Genomic DNA, 18,056 nt, shown 5'->3' with positions numbered 1-18,056 from the left:
CTTGTCAAAATAATCATAAATAATCATTGAGTGATTTGTTTTGATTGTGGAATATGTTGCTAGTATTTAATTTTGATAAAACTTGATCTCCGAGATGTATTGTTGAAGCAATGAAAAATGTCGATAACTGATGAGAGGAACATATGGAAGTAATGTATAACGTATTTTATATTTTTTATAGTCAAGTTATGACAAAGGCACCTTTGTTACTTGGCTTAGTGACAATGCTAGGTTATTGTCTGTTACGTAAAGATATATCAACGGTGTTAAAAGGTACCATTAAGACCATTGTTGGTTTTATGCTATTGCAAGTTGGATCTGGCGTGTTAGTTTCAACTTTCAAACCAGTTATTGCCAAACTGGCTGAGTATCATGGTATTAAAGGATCTATTATTGATACTTATGCATCAATGGTGGCCGTTGAAAATGGCATGCATGAAAACTATTCATGGGTTGGTTATGCGGTATTGTTAGCATTGGCTATTAACATCGTTCTGGTTATTTTTCGCCGTATAACAGGTATTCGAACCATCATGTTAACTGGCCATATTATGTTTCAGCAGGTTGGTTTAATTGCATTATTTTACTTTCTTTTTGGCTACAGTATGTGGGAAACCATTATCTATTCGGCCGTTATTATCGCGCTTTATTGGGGTATCTTTTCGAATATGATGTTCAAACCTACTGAAGCTGTCACCGGTGGTGCTGGATTCTCAATTGGTCACCAACAACAACTGGGTTCATGGATTGCCGTTAAATTAGCGCCTAAATTGGGTGATAAAAACGATTCTGTTGATAATTTAAAACTGCCTAAATGGTTGCATATTTTTCATGATAGTATCGCTGCAACCACCATTGTTATGACTTTTTTCTTTGGAATTATTTTACTTTCGTTTGGCTTAGATAATTTGCAAACCATGGCTGGGTCAACTCATTGGGCAATCTATATTTTTGAAACTGGTCTTAAATTCGCTGTGGCTATCCAAGTGATTGTAAGTGGTGTGCGAATGTTTGTTGCTGAGCTGTCTGAAGCCTTTAAAGGCATTTCTGAAAAATTAATCCCTAATGCTGTATTGGCTATTGATTGTGCTGCTATTTATGCGTTTTCCCCTAATGCCATGGTATTTGGTTTTATTTGGGGGGCGTTAGGACAATTTTTTGCTATTGCTTTATTACTCGTCTTTAAATCACCTATTATGATTATTCCTGGTTTTATTCCGATGTTTTTTTCGAACGCAACTATTGGTGTTTTTGCTAACCACTTTGGTGGTTGGAAAGCCGTTATGAAAATTTGTTTTGTGATGGGCATGATAGAGGTATTTGGTTCAGCTTGGGTCATTTATATTTTTGCACAAAATGGGACACCGATTGACTCTTGGATGGGAATGGCTGATTGGGCAATATTATTTCCACCTATTTTACAAGGTTTATCTATTTCGCATTTATTTATCTATGTGCTTATAGCATTAGCAGTGCTTTATATGTTCTTTGCTGCTAAACAGTTACGTTTAGATGAGGCCATGCAAACAAAACAATCAGAAATAAATGACGAACATCAAGATATGAATATAGCTGTAGTTCAAAAAATGGATGAGATAGCAACCAGTGATGGTCGCGTAGTTCGAATTTTGGCTGTCTGTGGTAGTGGCCAAGGTTCCTCAATGATGATGAAAATGAAAATTGCCAACTACTTAAATAAAAAAGGTATTCCGAATGAAATGGACTCTTGTGCGGTGACTGATTACAAATCACGTCTTCCTAATGTCGATATTATTGTCGCATCAAAGCATCTTATTCATGAAATTGAAGTCAATGACGGTCAGTATGCGTTAGGTGTTAAAAATATGCTTAATCCACAAACTTTTGGCGATGAGCTTATTAAGCTGATTAATCAAGTAGTTTCTAGATAGTTTTTCCAATTAAAAAAGGAGTACAACATGACCTTAAAAGAATCACTGATTGAGAATAACTCGATTTTACTCAAAGCAGATGTTGCAACTTGGCAAGAAGCTATTAAGTTAGGCACGGATATGTTAGTTGCATCAAAAGCGATAGAGCCTTCGTATTACGATGCCATTATTAGCTGTGTTAAGACAATGGGGCCCTACATTATTATTGCTCCAAACTTTGCCATGCCCCATGCCAGACCTGAAGACGGAGTGAATAGAACCGCGTTTGCTTTAGTTACCTTAAAAAATCCCGTCTATTTTGAAGGTGAAGACGAACCAGTTGATGTTTTAGTTACGCTTGCTGGCAGTACTTCTGATCAGCATATGGAAGGATTAATGGAAGTAACCCAAATCTTAGATGATGAAAATAGCGAAACGGGTATTGATCTTGACAAATTAAGGCGATGTAACTCAAAAGAAGATGTTTATGCCGTTATTGAACAGGCTATAAGTAGGGGGGAGTTATGTATCAAGCTTTAAAAGAAAGTGTCTTGCAAGCCAACTTATTGCTACCAAAATATAATTTAGTCACTTTTACGTGGGGTAATGTCTCTGAAATTGATCGCACTAGAGACGTTATTGCCATTAAGCCTTCTGGCGTTGAATATAGCACTATGACCGTTGACGATATCGTGGTGGTTTCATTAACGGGCGATATTGTTGAAGGGAAGTTAAATCCTTCAAGCGATACTGCAACGCATATCGAACTGTATAAAGCATTTCCTGCTATTGGTGGTATTGTGCATACGCATTCACGTTATGCAACCATTTGGGCTCAGGCTGAATTAGATATTCCTGCTTTAGGCACCACTCATGCAGATTACTTTTATGGCGATGTGCCCTGCACACGTAAATTGACCGATAGCGAAATTGCGACTGATTACGAAAAAAACACCGGCTTAGTTATTGTTGAAGAATTTAAATACCGTGGGCTTGATCCTGTCGCAATGCCGGGAGCGGTGATTTCGGGGCATGCGCCATTTTGCTGGGGTAAAAGCGCCTTTGATGCTGTGCATAACGCCGTTGTACTTGAAGAAGTCGCCATGATGGCATTGGCAACCCGTCAATTGAATCAAACAATTAAAATCCAACAAACTTTATCCGATAAGCACTACTTTCGCAAACATGGTGCGAATGCTTACTACGGTCAAAAATAAAAGAGATAAGGAGAAAAACATGTCAACACCTAAATTACAAATCGCGTTAGATCAAACCGAGTTAACTCTGGCATTAGACGTTGCTCAAAATGTAGCTGGGTTTGTCGATATCATCGAGGTCGGTACTATTTTGGCATTTGGAGCAGGAATGCAAAGTGTTAAACGTTTAAGACAACTCTATCCAAATCATATTTTGGTGTGTGATTTAAAAACGACTGATGGTGGAGCTATTTTGGCTAAAATGGCTTTTTCTGCTGGTGCAAATTGGTTAACCGTGTCGGCAGCAGCGCATATTGCAACTGTTGAGGCATGTAAAAAAGTTGCCGATGAATTTAAAGGTGAAATTCAAATTGAATTATATGGCCATTGGACTTTAGATGATGCAAAAGCGTGGCGAAAATTAGGCATTAAGCAAGCAATATATCATCGGTCACGCGATGCTGAACTTGCTGGTATCGGCTGGGGTGAAGATGACCTAACTAAAATGCGTCAACTTTCCGATTTAGGGCTAGAACTGTCAATTACAGGAGGCATTGTACCTGAAGATATACATCTATTTGCAGGTATTAAAACTAAAGCGTTTATTGCGGGGCGTGCTTTGGCTAATGAAAACGGCAAAAAAACCGCTCAAGCATTAAAAGAACAAATAACTCAATATTGGTAATTACCATCATATGGCCGTTAATTGGGCCATTTTTCTTTTTTGTTTAATTATTATTAGGTGGCCACTATGTCGCAAAGTACAGATATATCAAGAACAATGTATCAATCTAAAACCACTCCTCGTATAGGGATTTATGAAAAAGCATTGCCTACCGAACTATCATGGCAAAATAAATTAAATGAAGCTAAAACATTAGGATTTGATTTTGTCGAAATTTCAGTCGATGAGTCGCATGCGCGTCGTGCAAGGTTAGATTGGTCTGATGATGAGATATATTCGCTTAGACATTTATGCGAAAAGACTGGTATACCACTTCATTCTATGTGTCTTAGTGCTCATCGTAAATATCCGTTTGGATCAGCAAATAGCGATATTAGAAAAGAAGCCAAAGCCATAATGGATAAAGCAATTACGTTTGCTTATAAATTGGGTATAAGGGTGATTCAACTTGCTGGATATGATGTGTATTATGAACCGTCTGATTTGCAAACACATCAACGTTTTATTGAAGGAATGAAATGGGCAGCAAAACAGGCCGAGCGAGTTGGCATAATGTTGGCAGTTGAAATTATGGATACGCAATATCTTAACTGCTTAAGTAAATTTGAAATTCTAAAAAAAGAAATTAACTCGCCTTATTTTATGGCTTATCCAGACGTTGGAAACATCACAGGATGGAATTACGATACTTGCACCGAATTAATGTTAAGTTGTGAGCATATTGTACAGATTCACTTAAAGGACACTCATAAAGTTAAACCCAATTATCCAGGTCAGTTTAGAGATCTTATTATAGGTGAAGGAGAAGTTGATTTTACTGCTATATTCAAAACGCTTAATGCCATGAATTATGTAGCACCCCTAGTTATCGAAATGTGGGCAAATGATGATAACTGGAAATCCAATATTATCACCGCTCAAAAACGATTAAAAGCAATAGGTGACAAAACAGATTTTCCGCTTTTTTGCTAATATTTTAATCATTTTTATTCCATAAAGGATTAATACCATTGCTGTGATTGAGGGGGTAAGCTTCTCGCAAGCCATTTAATAGTGGAGATTAACATGAAATAGTTTAACGTGTATTTAAGTTTTGTGGTTAATGACGAAAACCAAGCTTTAACTCGCAGTTTATATTTTTATTTATCTTTTTATCTGCACGAGTTACAAATTTTATATATGTGTTTGCTTAGACATGATTATTTACCCTTTGCACTGCTATGTCTATCGTGTAATATAGATAGCATTATAAAAAAATGGAAAGAATTGCGGATATTGTATGAAATCAACGATAAAATCACTCTCTATCTTTTTTATTACTTTGGCATTAGTGGGATGTGGATTAAAGGGCCCACTTTATCAGCCAGTTGAAAAGGCACAAACGCAACAAACCAAACTAACAGCAACTGCCTCAATTCAATCTAATCTATTGATTAAAAATGTATAGTGGAGTAAGGTAATGGACTTTTTAAATTATCGACATGCTCGCTTATTTGCCAATCAAATAGCGATAGCCGCTCTTGCTAAGCACTATGGAACCCCGTTATATGTTTATTCGGCTGCTCACATAAGTAAACAGTTTTTAGCCTATGAACAAGCTTTGATCAATAATAAGCATTTAGTTTGTTATGCGGTTAAAGCTAATAGTAATTTAGCTGTTTTAAGTTTACTGGTAAAACTGGGGGCTGGTTTTGATATTGTTTCACAAGGTGAGTTAGAGCGAGTATTAAAAGCGGGTGCCGATCCTAAAAAAATCGTTTTTTCTGGTGTTGCTAAATCAATCGTTGAAATTGAACGTGCGCTTGAAGTTGGCATCAAATGCTTTAATGTTGAATCTGAAGCCGAATTGTACCGAATTGATGAAGTTGCCAAACGATTAAATAAAACTGCACCAATTTCATTAAGAATCAATCCTGATGTAGACGCTAAAACACATCCTTATATCTCAACAGGTCTACGCGAAAATAAATTTGGGATTAGCTATGAGTTAGCTTTAGATGTTTACCGAAAGGCACGATCATTGGTTAATATTAATATTGTTGGTATTGATTGTCATATTGGTTCACAGTTAACTCAACTATCGCCATTTCTTGATGCTGCCGATCGCATACTCGCCTTAGTAGATAAACTACAATCTGATAATATTGTTATTAAACATATCGATTTAGGTGGTGGTTTAGGTGTGTGTTATAATAATGAGCAACCTCCTGCAGCATCACAACTTGTTACTGAGTTAAAAAACAAATTAGCTAATTATCCCGATATTGAAATTTTGTTTGAGCCAGGACGATCTATTGTTGCTAATTCAGGTGTGTTAATTACTAAAGTAGAATATACCAAACACCAAGATGGTAACCATTTTGCGATTGTTGATGCGGGGATGAATGACTTGATCCGTCCAGCACTTTACGATGCTTGGATGAACATATTGCCCGAAAAACAACCACAAGCTGGCGATGAATCTTTTGTATACAATGTTGTTGGGCCAATATGTGAATCAAGCGATGTACTGGCTTATCAGCGCCAGCTTTCGGTTAACCAAGATGATTTATTGGTCATTTGTGGCGCTGGTGCTTATGGCTTTAGTATGGCATCGAATTACAATAGTCATCCAAGGCCTGCCGAAGTGATGCTCATTGATGAACAACAACATAAATTAATCCGTGAGCGTGAATCTTTTGAAGATTTATGGCGCGGTGAAGTGGTTTTATAATATTTACATTATATCGAAATGCTCAATCACAATAGCATTTCCTTTTGAAGTTGCTGCTGGTTAACAGCCTAAACAGAAGAATAACAAACTAACATGTTTGACAATAGAAGGTAAACTAACGATGAACTTTTCAAAAATGCATGGACTCGGAAATGATTTTATGGTTATTGATGCAGTGACGCAAAATGTTCATCTTTCGACAGAAATGATTAAACGCATGGCAGATAGGTATACGGGGGTCGGGTTTGATCAGCTTCTTATTGTTGAGCCTCCTTATGTACCCGATAGTGATTTTCATTATCGTATTTTTAATTCCGATGGTTCTGAAGTTGAGCAGTGTGGTAATGGTGCTCGTTGTTTTGCACGTTTTGTTCGTTTAAAAGGATTAAGCCGAAAACGCGTGTTAAAAGTCAGCACCATGAGAGGTAATATTGTATTAACCGTCAATGATGATGATACAGTACGTGTGAATATGGGGGAGCCCATTTTCGAACCCAATAAAATTCCTTTCAAGGCTATTAAAGAAGAAAAAACTTATATCATTCGCGTACAAGAACAGACCATATTATGTGGTGTTGCATCTATGGGTAATCCTCACTGTGTGATTCAAGTTGATGATATTGTAACCGCAGAAGTTGCAACACTCGGATCACTATTAGAGCAACATGAGCGCTTTCCTGAACACGCCAATATTGGCTTTATGCATATTATTGATCGCGAAAACATTAATTTGCGTGTATTTGAACGTGGGGTTGGCGAAACGCAAGCTTGTGGTACCGGGGCTTGTGCTGCGGTAGCAGTTGGTATTAATCAAGGGTTATTAAACCAACGCGTTAATGTTAATTTGCCAGGTGGCAAATTATTAATTGAATGGAAAGGTGGCAAGCATTCCCTTTATATGACTGGACCTGCTACGCATGTGTATGATGGCTTTATTGCCATTTAATTTTGATATTTTTACTGTATGGCTCTAACATTTGTTGATAGAAAACTTCATAAAATAAACTGATAATGGTGTTGATTTTATTTTATTTTTATGTTTGGCGTGATTCAATCAAAAGTAGAAAGCATTAGAAATATAAGATAATACGATAGACGTTAATTATGGTTGCTAAAAATACACGAAAGTTGAGAGCAAAACAAATACAACAACAGCCCTCATCGGAAAAATTAAATGACGACATTGTGAGTCAATATCTTATTGATAACCCTGATTTTTTTATGCGAAATGCGCGGTATGTTGAGTACATGCGAGTGCCCCACCCCGTTCGGGGGATTATTTCGTTACCTGAATGGAATATGGCTCGTCAGCGTAACAAAATTAAGCAATTAGAGTGTGAAATATCATTATTAATGGAACATGCCAGTGCTAACGAATTGCTGTTTAGACAACTGATGGATTTACAAATTGAATTGATTAAAGCGCAGGATCTCAATCAATTGATTGTATTATTAAATACATGGGCAAAATCGTTAGGCCTTAGCGGAGCTTATTTATATCTCTTTGACGATAAATGGCTGCTTAGTGCACCGTCAAATTACCATCACTTAGCTTTAAATTCATCACAATTTGATTTTATTCGTGTTAGACATTTACAGTATACTCAACAATATTTAGGCACTTTAAATTCAACTGAACTTGATTTTTTATTACCTGAACATGGTTATGTTGGGTCGGTGGCTTTATCTTTATTAGGGCAATTTGGAGATTTAGGGCTTTTAATGTTTACTAGCACTAATCCAGAACATTATCAAGCTGGGCAAGGTACATTGTTACTTGAGAAAATGAGTGAAATTTTACCTATTTTAATTAGCCGATGGATTATGCGAAAAAAATAAGGAAATATCATGGTTCAGCTTAACGAAAATGCTAATGCTTCCTTAACATTGCCTGTCGATCAGTTTTTGAATTATTTAAAGTCAGAAAAGCAGCTCAGTTTAAATACTCAAATCAATTATCGACGTCAGCTTTATGCGCTTATTTCGCTGGCAAAAGAAAGTGAAATTTCAAATTGGCAGGATTTAGACTCATCAGCAGTAAGAGTGTTAATTAGTCGCAGTAAACAAAAAGGATTACAAGCAAGAAGCTTGTCATTAAGGCTATCGGCTTTGCGTAGTTTTTGTGATTGGATGGTAAAAAATGAACGTCTTACAGCTAACCCTGCTCGAGGAGTATTAAATCCAAAATTAGGTCAGCATCTGCCTAAAAATATTGATATTGACGAAATTAATCAATTGCTTGATATCGAAGCTAACGATCCGCTTTCAGTCCGCGACAGAGCAATGCTTGAAGTCATGTATGGTTCGGGGTTGCGTCTGTCCGAATTAGTTAGTCTTAATTGTCGAGAATTAAATCTTATCGATGGTGAAATTCGCGTAATGGGGAAGGGTAGTAAAGAACGGAAACTGCCATTAGGTCGGGAGTCTATCAAATGGATTAAACACTGGTTATCCATGCGAGATTTTTTTGTACCGCAAGATGATGCACTATTTATTTCAAAGTTAGGCAAACGAATTTCACCTCGTAATGTTGAAAAACGATTTGCACAATGGGGTGTTAAACAAGGGTTAAGTAGTCACGTTCATCCACATAAATTACGCCATTCATTTGCCACCCATATGCTTGAATCAAGTCGGGACTTGCGTGCAGTTCAGGAATTGCTTGGTCATGCCGATTTATCAACGACCCAAGTTTATACCCATTTAGATTTTTCACACCTGTCAGAAGTTTATGACTCAGCCCATCCGCGAGCCAAAAGGGGAAAATAACGATGCACTTTTATCGGTCTATTCATCGTATTAAAGCATTCACATTCGATCTTGATGATACGTTATATGATAACAGTATGATTGTTGAAAAAGCGGAAGAAGAAATGGTTAAAATGCTTCAACGTCATGAACAATTATGCACTTTAACGATATCCGACTTTTTTGCTGAAAAGTATGCAGTACTGGCATCCTATCCTGAAATTTATCATGATGTCATAGTTTGGCGAATTCAAACTATTAAATCGCTATTAAGTAAAACTAATATGCCAGTATCAAAATTTGCTGATGTGATTGATGAATCTGTTACCTGTTTTAATTTTTGGCGACACAAGATAAACGTTCCTGAATCAACTCATTTGCTATTAACCAAATTGGCAACTAAATATCCTTTAGCGGTGATTACTAATGGTAACGTTGATATTCATCAAATTGGTTTGGGTAACTATTTTCAGTTTTCATTACGTGGTGGTGAACACGGGCGTTCCAAACCTTTTCCCGAGGTTTTTGATTTGGCCTCTGATAAGCTAGCTATTCCATCACATCATATTTTACATGTGGGTGATAATCTATTGACTGATGTCAATGGTGCAATTAATAACGGCTTTTTGGCTTGCTTTATCAATATTTATCATCGTGATATTTTACACCTTGATAATGCAATATGTTTGCCCCACATAGAAATAACTCAATTGTCAGAATTGGAGAATCTGTTATAATTATTTCTTTTTCTGTATAAATAGACAGTAAATTTACATAAAGATAGATTAAATTCTGATAAATTTCACTTAAAGAAACTTATCATTAGATTCTGTTCGATTACAGTCGTCAAAATATCTCGGAATATGATAAAAATATTAATAATACACTCAATATTAATGCTGGTTAATGTTTTCTATTATCAAAATAGGTTTGAATTTAATGGAAATTAATAAAACATTATTAGATGGACTGAATGCAGAGCAACAAAATGCTGTCACCACTGATAACCAATATACCATTGTTCTTGCCGGTGCTGGGAGCGGTAAAACTCGCGTTTTAGTTCATCGTATTGCTTGGCTTTGTCTTGAAAAGCATTATTCGCCTAGTTCTATTTTTGCCGTTACATTTACCAATAAAGCTGCTGCTGAAATGCAAGAACGGATTCAAGCATTAGTCGGTGAGGGTTATTTCAATGGTATGTGGGTGGGTACGTTTCATGGATTGACCCATCGTTTATTACGCATGTTCTCTGAGCAAGCTAATTTGCCACCTAATTTTCAACTTATTGATACAGAAGATCAAATTCGGCTTATCAAGCGAATTTTTCGTGAACTAAAAATCGACGAAAAACAGTGGTCAGCCAAACAGTGTGCTGGTTTTATTTCCACTCAAAAAGAAAAGGGACTTCGTGCGGATGATATTGTTCCTGAAGATCCTAAACAAGTCATGTGGCAAACGATTTATCGCGATTATCAAGCCATTTGTGATAGAGTCGGTTATGTTGATTTTTCTGAATTAATTCTAAGATCTTATGAACTGCTTTGCCGTGATAACGAAGTTTTAGCTTATTGTCATCATCGCTTTAGTAATATATTAATTGATGAATTTCAAGATACTAATAAAATTCAATATCGGTTGGTGCAAAAAATAGCGGGTAATACAGCTAATGTGATGATTGTTGGTGATGATGACCAGTCTATCTATAGTTGGCGCGGTGCTAATGCGGATAATCTTCAATTATTTAGCAATGATTATCCTGAAACAGAAATTATTCGTTTAGAGCAAAATTACCGTTCAACAGGTAATATTTTAGATGTAGCGAATAGCTTGATAGCGCAAAACCGAAATCGATTGGGTAAGAATCTATGGACTGATAGAGGCGAGGGTGAAAAAATTTCGCTTTATATTGGTTTTAATGATATCGACGAAGCAAGATTTGTTGTGAGTCAAATAAAAAAATGCCATCAAGAAGGTGAAAAGTTTGCAGATTGCGCTATTTTGTACCGCAATAATCTACAATCGCGCCTACTTGAAGATACATTATTACAAGCAGGATTACCTTACCAAATTTATGGCTCCATTCGTTTTTATGAAAGACAAGAAGTTAAATTAGCGCTTGCCTATTTGCGACTATTGCATGATCACAATAATGACATGGCGTTCGAAGCGACAATCAATACTCCAACACGAGGTGTTGGTAATATCACGCTAGATAAAGTTAGGTTGACAGCAAAACAACATAATATTTCGTTATGGAATGCATGCTTAATGCTAATTCAAAGCAATGCATTGACTGAAAGACAGTGCTCAGGTATTAGTCGCTTTTTGGAATTGATGGAATCTATCTATAATGAAGTTGGGGAGCAACCATTTTACAAGCAGCTTGATGCCATTATTAAATTATCTGGTGTATTGCAGATGTATGAGCAAGAACCCGGTATTAAAGGGCAAGCAAGGTTAGAAAATCTTGAAGAATTAGTATCAGCCGCTGAGCAGTTCTATCGTGCTAATGAAAACACAGTTATTCAAGATAGTATAACAGGTAAAACTTTGACAGTTTTAGAATCATTTTTGGCTTATACTTCACTAGAAAGCCGAGATGTGATTAATGAACAAGATTCAGTTCAGTTAATGACACTGCATTCAGCTAAAGGTCTTGAATTTGATAATGTATTTATTGTTGGGTTAGAAGAGGGCATATTTCCAGACTTACGATCGTCTCAAGAATTCGATAAAATGGAAGAAGAAAGGCGTCTTGCTTATGTTGGTATTACTAGAGCACGTAAATGCCTAACATTGTCATTAGCTCAGATAAGGCGTCTATATGGCCGTGAGGAGCGAAATTTACCGTCACGTTTTCTAGCAGAATTACCTGTTGATAAATTAAATGAAATTAGTTATCAAGGTAATATCACGCTATCTAAGAAAAAAGAACCTTATCCTAAGAAAAAGCCTCAATGTGATGGTTATAAATTAGGTCGTAAAGTATTACATAACCGTTTTGGTGAAGGAACTATAGTCAACCTTGATGGCGAAGGCGATCACAAACGAGCACAAATTGCTTTTGTTAATGAAGGCATTAAATGGTTGGTAGTTAAACTGGCAAACCTAACTTTATTGTAGGTTTTTCTTTTGAATAAGATTGGTTAATTATGTGATTAAATGGGAATTAAGTGTTAAATTAATTCCCGCTTTTGTATATATTATTGATCAGCTTGTTCTTTTACAGCCTCAGAAAAAATTTGGTCGAACGACTTGTTGGTTCGATTGCAAATCCAATTATTATCCGCATAATCAAAATGATACCCTTGATTGCGAGTGGCTAGCCAAACTTGAAATAGTGGTTCTTGGGTATTAACAATAATCTTACTGCTATTAGGAAAACTAACTGTGATGACATTGCCGTTTGTTTCATAATCTAAATCGATGTCATGCTCATCTGCATAACCATCCAAAAAAAGCTCGATTTTATTAAATAACTGATCAGCAAGCGTATGGAATTGTTTGATATTCATAAAGGTGTAATCATTCAGGTAAATAATGGCGTGATATTAGCATAAATGGATATACTCTGCCACAGCAAGGTGGCAAGAGTTAAATAAGTATTGACTTAATTATTCATTTGCAAGAGGCAAAGAACAAGCAATAACAAGTAGCTTATATTGTTCTTGGTCTTGGCTCACCGCTAACCAGCGGTTTGGCATTTGAATGGTATTAACTAATTTTCCATCACCAAAGTTGTTTTCGATTGTTCTAAGTTCACCTTTCGCTAACTCCATTTTGTCACAATTGGCATAATAATCAATTTCAATGGCGTGATAGGGCGTTACAGTACTATCATCATTTTTTTGCACTAATGCTGGGCTATAATTTGTCACTTCTTTAAACATACGAATTTTGGCATTGAAAGGATGAAGCTTAATTGAATTCCTATCTAAAAAAGAATAACCAACAGTATTATCTTCTTTTGATTTAGACGTTGGAATAAATTGTTCACCTACTCTAGGATCTTTTAAACTCTCTACTGCTGTATTGGTATTCGTTTTAGCGTCAACATTAGCTTGTTCTACAACTGCATGACTAAATGTTGCAAAAGAAAAAAGGATTAAGAATAAACTAAGTTTTTTCATTAAATATTATCTCCATGTGTTAAAGCCGCTTCTGTAGGGTTAGCTTGTGGTTGAGATTGTTGTACTTGTTTTTCTTTTTGCTTTTTCTCTTTGTAGGCTTTAATCTGTTCTTGACGTTCGGCTTCTTGTTTTTCAATGATTGGTTTTAGATCAGGGCGAGTTGCAAGAAGCGTCTCTTTATCCAAATCACCTTGAATAGAACAAAAAACACTACTTTTATTATTGGTAGAAAGTTCTAAATAAAGTGACTTATTCATCGTGCCGAGTCTTGGAATAACACCATCAATAGCATAAGGATCATTTTGCCATTCTGGCGATTTCAATTGGCGATCATAAATTTTTGCGTTTGCTATATAAATATTAGTGTTGTATGGCAACCAATTAATATTATTTAAAGTGGCTTTAATTTCATCTTCAGTATTATTAAAGATGAACCCCCAGTATAAAAAGTGACCAGATAATGAAGTTGGAATATAGATATTTTGATAACCAGTAATTTCTAAGCCACGATACTTAAGTGGTTTTTTAAACAGGACTTTATTCTTATCATTTTGTTGAATAGATTCAACAGGAATATAAGTTACGTTATCGGGTGTTGTCATTAAGTCAACATATTGACTTATTGATTCTTGATGGATAGCAAGTTGCTCAAAAAACTGATTGTTACATTGAAGAAATGTATCGATTACCTTATCAGTTTCACTCTTCTTATTGTTGGTTTGTGCAAAAGTTATACAAGAAAATAAAGCTGCACACAAAAGCACAGAAAGTTTTTTTAGAAGCATGTGAAAATCCTTTGTTCAATAATTATACTTATTTTTTTGTAAACCTATTGTAAAGTAATGTAAACGCTCGTGTCAATTAACATCCTATAAATTTTCAATAAAAATCATTAAATCTCCGTTTTTAAAAGATATTTTAACCAAATTGCTAATTGCTTTGTTTCTTAAACTAACACTGCCACCTAAGAATAGAGTTTTGTCAATCAAAGGATACTGGAAGCCGGTGATGGTTAACCCCGTTACTTTGGAAAGCGGCATGAGTGAAATGATATGATCTTTTACATTAGTAATTTCTAAATAAGGCTTGGAAAAAAAGAAATGGCAATAATTATCGTAAAAAGTGATTCGATATTGATGATAATATTTCATTGCAACAGAAATATTTCCCAAAAAGTGATCGCTAGCACGACCACAAGCACCATAAACATCAAATTCTGTTATTCCTTTACTGGCTAAAAATAAAATAGCCTTTTCAAAATCAGTCTTATTTTGGTCTGGAGTGTGAATGATTTCGGTTTCAGGCGGAATTGTTTTGTTAACCTGATAGCTGTCTAAATCTCCAATAATAAAATCAGGCTCGATTGACAATGCTGACAGATAATTATGGTAAGCGCCATCTGTACAAGCGATATAGGTGTACTTTTCTAAATTGCAAAAGTCATGCAATGGCGGCTCACCATTGACAAAGAGTAAGGCTTTATTTTGTGGCATTGGCTTTCCTTTTTTGGTTTACCTGATTGGTTAATTACAATGCTAACGTATAAGCCATGATAATCGCATCTTCTTGTTTACCTTCAGTTGTTGGATAATAATTTTTTCGAACCGTTATTTGATTAAACCCCAGCGCATGGTATAACTCGATTGCAGGGCTATTTGATTGTCTGACTTCGAGCCAAAGTGTTGAAATCGGGCAGGGCGATTTTATGGTTATTAATTTATCTATCAAATGGTTGAGCAAAGCTTTTGCTAGTCCCTGTTTTCTAAAATGGGGGTGTATTACAATATTAAATAGATTTGCTTCATCAAAGGCATGTTGGCAAATGCAAAATCCGATGATTTGGTTATCAACGGCTATTTTAAAATTTAAATAACGATCGCCTTGGTTTGAAAAGAATGTCTGTTTTGACCAAGGAATAGCATGACAGATCTGTTCTAATTCAAAGGCTTTTGTTAAATCATGTTCGGTCAGGGTGGAAATAGTTTTCATATTGACATAATTGTTGCCACAGTAAGCGTTTTTGTTTTGGTGTTTTTGCAAGTTGATCTAAGCTAGTTGTTTGAATGGTTAATGGATTTTGCCAAGATTCTTCGGGCTTAACATCAATAAACCAAATCACAGTCCTAATATCATTTGCTGGTACGATGAGTTGGGATGGTGTTAATACTAACACCTGATCTTGAGTAAGGCTAATTGCATTTAATATATCCCAATAGATTTTTTGGGTTGGTTGCGCTTTGGCAACAACAATTAATCGGATCTTATCACTGATATGGGGTGCGATTTCACCTTTAAAGACATGCGTGTTACGCAAAACATATTGCGTTATATTGTATTGTTTTAGATACCAATCTTGTTGCGCCATTATTGACTTACTGTTTTTTATTAGAGATTAAGGGTAGTTAATTGTATAATCATCTCATCAAATTATAAAGTTTTTTCATTGAGGAAATATGGCAACATCTGCTTTTACTCCAGCAAGTCAAGTAATTGAGCGTCATCAAACATTATTTAACGATAAAAATGTGATCATCGCTGGTGATATTCAAGACAGTTATCCCGCTATCATGGCAGCAAATCAAGTTAAGATTCATTGCACACAATTTCATACTTATCTGCGTTTAAAAAATAGTGTTCGTGGCAAGTATACCTATTTTTCATTGTTGCCAGAAGCAGAACTCTATGCCGGTATGGATACGCTAATTTACTATTGGCCAAAAACAAAAAGCGAAGCGCAATTTCAACTTTCTTATTTATTGCATAATATGCCAAAAGGCAGTGATATTTTTATCATCGGTGAAAATAGAACAGGTGTAAAAAGCGTGGAAGCTTTATTGAGTGATTTTGGTACAATTCAAAAAATCGATAGTGCAAGGCGTTGTGGTTTATATCATTTTCAGGCGGATAGCCGTTTAGCCTTTAATCTTGATGAATGGTGGTTAAGTTATCATTTAACTATTGAAAATCAAAATATTGAAATCAAAAGTTTACCCGGTGTTTTTAGCCAAAAAGGGTTAGATGCTGGCAGCGAATTACTCTTAAATGCATTGATGGATCATGCTGATATTATTAAAGGTAATGTATTAGATGTGGGATGTGGTTCAGGCATCTTATCCACGGTGCTAGGTAAATTATACCCTGATATTACTACATTAACGTTATCTGATGTAAGCAGTTCAGCAATTGAATCAAGTAAAGCCACGTTAAACCGTAATCATGTTAATGCCACAGTTGTGGCGAGTGACGTTTTTTCAAATCTAAATGATAAATATCATCTTATTGTTTCGAATCCACCTTTTCATGATGGCAAAGAGACAAATTACACAGCCGTTAATGCGTTAATTAAAGAGGCGAAAAAACACCTAAAATTAAATGGTTATTTGTGCATTGTGGCAAATTCATTTTTACCGTATCAAACTATTTTAGATGAAACATTTAAAAGCGTTGAAGTGATTGCCCAAACGACAAAATTTAAGGTTTATCTAGCAAGCCATTAATAAGTGCAGTTTGTTTATTTTGTCTTAAAAGAGAAATAAGTTGCAATACATATCATAAGCCCTAAAAAATAGGGCGATGCTATCGCTCTATTTATAACATGTGAATATTTAGACTTAACCTGAATTCACTACTATTGATAAGAACTGTTTTTAATGCTTGAATTTCATTATCAGTAAAATCACAACGCGTAAAGTTTTGATCAAGAATAATAGGAACAGGATTATTTTTCCCGATTATGGCCAAGACATTACATTTATTTTTAGTCATATCACCTATAATAATTGGTCCACCGTTTGAGTCTTTATTAAAAACGGCTACACATTTAACATCTACACCTTGTGCATTTTTTGCATGATATATAGCAGTTATTGTTTTACCATAAGATTTTAATTTAATCGGAACAATAGCAAGAGTTAATCTTTGTCCATTGATTTCATTGATAACTTTTCTCATTTTATGTATTCTTAAGATAGTTACTAAACCCATCCATACAGGCAACATAAATAAAAGAGTAAGAACAGTCGTAATCACAAATACCCTCAGCATATTATCAATAGCTAAATTGATTGTTACTAGTGAAGGATCATCGGCAGAAGCCACAGTTACAACTTGATTATTTTTGCTTATTCCACCAGGGAGAGCTCGCTTAATAACTTGTCCTGTATTAGTGGTAATTTTCACTGAACAATTCTCAATAATACGTCTTGTATTACATTTTACTTCTGCATGATAGTCAACCACAACTGGATTCCGTGATATTTTATAATCATCAATTAATCCAGGATAATGATTCAGGGCCATAAACATAGCTAATGCAAAGCAAAATATTATCGCAAATATTGTTTTTATTTGATGTAATATGCCTTCTTGCTTTAGTTTCATAACTTTTAAAGGGCGAGTTGGAAATACTTCCACTACTTTATTCATCAATCCCATTTTATCGTTTCCTTATTAAAAATAAAAATTTCATGCTTAAAGGCTGAAATTGTGAATTTAAAAGCTAACCTTTAATCACAATAAAATAAATAAGTTATAAGGGCGTGTTGATCTTTCGTGATTATTTTTTAGATGGCATGATGTGAGTTATAATAATTCTGCAAAAAACAACCATAACTCGATTCATCATGCCAAGAACAATGCTAACAGATAAACGGTGGGAAAAGCTACTACAAATAATGAGAAATACCGGCCGAGTTT

General features: G+C 35.4%; 20 protein-coding genes. 13 read left to right on the top strand and 7 right to left on the bottom strand.

Annotated features, from left to right (window positions below):
* Positions 1 to 143: 143 nt before the first annotated feature.
* The 12 genes from ACYIAL_RS07140 (at position 144) to uvrD (ending at position 12,354) form a co-directional block, all read left to right on the top strand.
* Positions 144 to 1,910 carry a PTS ascorbate-specific subunit IIBC gene (locus ACYIAL_RS07140; RefSeq protein ID WP_483751321.1) on the top strand — a complete coding sequence of 589 codons (1,767 nt, stop codon included), beginning with the start codon at positions 144 to 146 and terminating at the stop codon, positions 1,908 to 1,910.
* A gap of 27 nt (positions 1,911 to 1,937) precedes the next feature.
* Positions 1,938 to 2,429, top strand: coding sequence for a PTS sugar transporter subunit IIA (locus ACYIAL_RS07135; protein ID WP_483751320.1), 492 nt, complete (start codon positions 1,938 to 1,940; stop codon positions 2,427 to 2,429).
* Entirely contained in the window at positions 2,414 to 3,106 is a 693-nt protein-coding gene (locus ACYIAL_RS07130; protein WP_174796277.1) for an L-ribulose-5-phosphate 4-epimerase, read from the top strand. The genes ACYIAL_RS07135 and ACYIAL_RS07130 overlap by 16 nt, the downstream gene beginning before the upstream one ends.
* A gap of 19 nt (positions 3,107 to 3,125) precedes the next feature.
* Positions 3,126 to 3,770: a 3-keto-L-gulonate-6-phosphate decarboxylase UlaD gene (locus ACYIAL_RS07125; protein ID WP_483751319.1), complete on the top strand. Its 645-nt coding sequence runs from the start codon at positions 3,126 to 3,128 to the stop codon at positions 3,768 to 3,770.
* A 96-nt stretch (positions 3,771 to 3,866) separates the two neighbouring features.
* A complete protein-coding gene (locus ACYIAL_RS07120) occupies positions 3,867 to 4,742 on the top strand; it encodes an L-ribulose-5-phosphate 3-epimerase (protein WP_483751344.1) in 876 nt (291 codons plus the stop codon).
* A 307-nt stretch (positions 4,743 to 5,049) separates the two neighbouring features.
* Entirely contained in the window at positions 5,050 to 5,217 is a 168-nt protein-coding gene (gene lptM, locus ACYIAL_RS07115) for an LPS translocon maturation chaperone LptM (RefSeq protein WP_483751318.1), read from the top strand.
* Positions 5,218 to 5,229: 12 nt separating this feature from the next.
* Entirely contained in the window at positions 5,230 to 6,483 is a 1,254-nt protein-coding gene (lysA, locus tag ACYIAL_RS07110) for a diaminopimelate decarboxylase (RefSeq protein ID WP_483751317.1), read from the top strand.
* Between the two features lie 121 nt (positions 6,484 to 6,604).
* Entirely contained in the window at positions 6,605 to 7,429 is an 825-nt protein-coding gene (gene dapF, locus ACYIAL_RS07105; RefSeq protein WP_483751316.1) for a diaminopimelate epimerase, read from the top strand.
* Positions 7,430 to 7,587: 158 nt separating this feature from the next.
* The gene (locus ACYIAL_RS07100; protein ID WP_174796282.1) at positions 7,588 to 8,322 is read left to right on the top strand and encodes a DUF484 family protein; all 735 of its coding nucleotides are present in this window, start codon (positions 7,588 to 7,590) and stop codon (positions 8,320 to 8,322) included.
* Between the two features lie 9 nt (positions 8,323 to 8,331).
* The gene (gene xerC, locus ACYIAL_RS07095; protein ID WP_174796283.1) at positions 8,332 to 9,252 is read left to right on the top strand and encodes a tyrosine recombinase XerC; all 921 of its coding nucleotides are present in this window, start codon (positions 8,332 to 8,334) and stop codon (positions 9,250 to 9,252) included.
* 2 nt (positions 9,253 to 9,254) lie between these two features.
* Positions 9,255 to 9,968, top strand: a complete 714-nt coding sequence (yigB, locus tag ACYIAL_RS07090) for a 5-amino-6-(5-phospho-D-ribitylamino)uracil phosphatase YigB (RefSeq protein WP_174796284.1) — start codon at positions 9,255 to 9,257, stop codon at positions 9,966 to 9,968.
* A gap of 202 nt (positions 9,969 to 10,170) precedes the next feature.
* Positions 10,171 to 12,354 (top strand): DNA helicase II, encoded by a 2,184-nt coding sequence (gene uvrD / locus ACYIAL_RS07085; RefSeq protein WP_174796285.1) that lies wholly within the window; start codon positions 10,171 to 10,173, stop codon positions 12,352 to 12,354.
* Positions 12,355 to 12,434: 80 nt separating this feature from the next.
* Here the strand turns inward: uvrD and cyaY are convergent, their stop codons facing one another.
* The 6 genes from cyaY to ACYIAL_RS07055 form a co-directional block, all read right to left on the bottom strand.
* Positions 12,435 to 12,746, bottom strand: coding sequence for an iron donor protein CyaY (gene cyaY, locus ACYIAL_RS07080; RefSeq protein WP_174796286.1), 312 nt, complete (start codon positions 12,744 to 12,746; stop codon positions 12,435 to 12,437).
* Between the two features lie 99 nt (positions 12,747 to 12,845).
* Complete coding sequence (locus ACYIAL_RS07075) at positions 12,846 to 13,361, bottom strand: surface-adhesin E family protein (RefSeq protein ID WP_174796287.1); 516 nt, start codon at positions 13,359 to 13,361, stop codon at positions 12,846 to 12,848.
* A complete protein-coding gene (locus tag ACYIAL_RS07070; protein WP_174796288.1) occupies positions 13,361 to 14,146 on the bottom strand; it encodes a hypothetical protein in 786 nt (261 codons plus the stop codon). The genes ACYIAL_RS07075 and ACYIAL_RS07070 overlap by 1 nt, the downstream gene beginning before the upstream one ends.
* An 84-nt stretch (positions 14,147 to 14,230) precedes the next feature.
* On the bottom strand, positions 14,231 to 14,854 hold the full coding sequence (locus tag ACYIAL_RS07065) for a thiamine diphosphokinase (RefSeq protein WP_483751315.1): 624 nt from the start codon (positions 14,852 to 14,854) through the stop codon (positions 14,231 to 14,233).
* A 34-nt stretch (positions 14,855 to 14,888) separates the two neighbouring features.
* Positions 14,889 to 15,350 (bottom strand): ribosomal protein S18-alanine N-acetyltransferase, encoded by a 462-nt coding sequence (gene rimI / locus ACYIAL_RS07060; RefSeq protein ID WP_174796290.1) that lies wholly within the window; start codon positions 15,348 to 15,350, stop codon positions 14,889 to 14,891.
* The gene (locus tag ACYIAL_RS07055) at positions 15,319 to 15,726 is read right to left on the bottom strand and encodes a DNA polymerase III subunit psi (RefSeq protein WP_483751314.1); all 408 of its coding nucleotides are present in this window, start codon (positions 15,724 to 15,726) and stop codon (positions 15,319 to 15,321) included. The genes rimI and ACYIAL_RS07055 overlap by 32 nt, the downstream gene beginning before the upstream one ends.
* A gap of 88 nt (positions 15,727 to 15,814) precedes the next feature.
* Between ACYIAL_RS07055 and rsmC the strand changes: the two genes are divergently transcribed.
* Complete coding sequence (gene rsmC, locus ACYIAL_RS07050; RefSeq protein ID WP_174796292.1) at positions 15,815 to 16,858, top strand: 16S rRNA (guanine(1207)-N(2))-methyltransferase RsmC; 1,044 nt, start codon at positions 15,815 to 15,817, stop codon at positions 16,856 to 16,858.
* Positions 16,859 to 16,949: 91 nt separating this feature from the next.
* On the opposite strand, the gene ACYIAL_RS07045 is transcribed toward rsmC, so the two are convergent.
* The gene (locus ACYIAL_RS07045) at positions 16,950 to 17,795 is read right to left on the bottom strand and encodes a hypothetical protein (protein WP_483751313.1); all 846 of its coding nucleotides are present in this window, start codon (positions 17,793 to 17,795) and stop codon (positions 16,950 to 16,952) included.
* Between the last annotated feature and the right edge of the window lie 261 nt (positions 17,796 to 18,056).

The organism is Gilliamella sp. X-57, assembly GCF_057063565.1.
The sequence above is the reverse complement of the archived record's forward strand: the minus strand, read 5'-3'. Positions and strand labels throughout refer to the sequence as shown.